Raw genomic sequence first — 1114 nt, 5'->3', positions numbered from 1 at the left:
GGTACATTCTATTTCCAAGTGCGACATGCCAATAAAAACAAAGGCTTCGCCTTGGAGATTTTTGGATGTCGCTCTGCTATTCGCAGCTCACCCTTTCGGACCGCCGACGTTTGCATCAGCTCGTGGAACGCAAAGTTCCTGTCGGTGACATCGCCCGCCAACTCGGTCGGCATCGATCGACGATCTATCGTGAACTGAAGCGCAATACCTTTCATGATGCCGAGTTTCCGGAATACAGCGGCTATTACAGCGGCATCGCCAACGACATCTCCAAGGAGCGTCGGCGACGGCTGCGCAAGCTCAGCCGCCACCCTCAATTACGCGAACTGGTCATTGAGCAGCTGAAGGCACTTTGGTCGCCGGAGCAGATCGCCGGCCGCCTGCTTGCCGACGGTGTGAGCGCCCTGCGTGTCTGCACGGAAACGATCTACCGCTTCATTTATGGCAAGGAAGATTATCCGCTGCAGCTCTATCAGCATCTGCCGGAAGGCCGCCGCAAGCGCCGCCCGCGCCGCTCCCGCAAGCCCCGTGATGGATTGATCCCGTTTGACTGCAGGATCGACCAACGTCCTGATTTTATTGCCGATCGCTCGCAGTTCGGCCATTGGGAGGGCGATCTCCTGATCTTCCGGCGCGACCTCGGTGAAGCCAATGTCACCTCGCTGGTCGAGCGCAAGAGCCGCTACACGGTGATGATCAAGAATGGCAGCCGCCACTCTCGGCCGCTTATCGACAAGATCGTCGATGCCTTCTCACCGCTGCCCGCCTTTGCCCGGCAGAGCTTCACCTTCGACCGCGGTACCGAGTTTCGCGGTTTCAAGGCTCTGGAAGATGGGCTCGGCGCCAGGAGCTGGTTCTGCGATCCAAATTCACCGTGGCAGAAAGGCGCGGTCGAGAACACCAACAAGCGCATCCGCCGCTTTGTGCCGAGCGATACGGACCTATGCGCCGTCAGCCAGCAACAGCTGGTCGCCCTTGCCCATCACATGAACGCGCTGCCGCGCAAGTGCCTCGGCTACCGCACGCCGGCCGAGGTCTTCATGGCACATTTGCGCGAAAGTAGCTGATGCCCTACCCTTCACACGGCATTGTTGCACTTGGATTAGATTCTCCA

1 protein-coding gene is annotated in these 1114 nt (G+C 59.0%); it reads left to right on the top strand.

The window, feature by feature from the left end; translation table 11 throughout:
• Positions 1–65 precede the first annotated feature (65 nt).
• Positions 66–1067 (top strand): IS30 family transposase, encoded by a 1002-nt coding sequence (locus J2Z31_RS29075; protein ID WP_209607220.1) that lies wholly within the window; start codon positions 66–68, stop codon positions 1065–1067.
• The last annotated feature ends 47 nt before the right edge of the window (positions 1068–1114 follow it).

The organism is Sinorhizobium kostiense (assembly GCF_017874595.1).
GTDB classification, from domain to species: domain Bacteria; phylum Pseudomonadota; class Alphaproteobacteria; order Rhizobiales; family Rhizobiaceae; genus Sinorhizobium; species Sinorhizobium kostiense.
This window is presented reverse-complemented; position numbering and strand designations above follow the sequence as displayed.

Bases quoted from the DNA above. Each gene is read 5' to 3' on its own strand.
- J2Z31_RS29075 (WP_209607220.1), top strand. From the start codon at position 66: ATGTCGCTCTGCTATTCGCAGCTCACCCTTTCGGACCGCCGACGTTTG.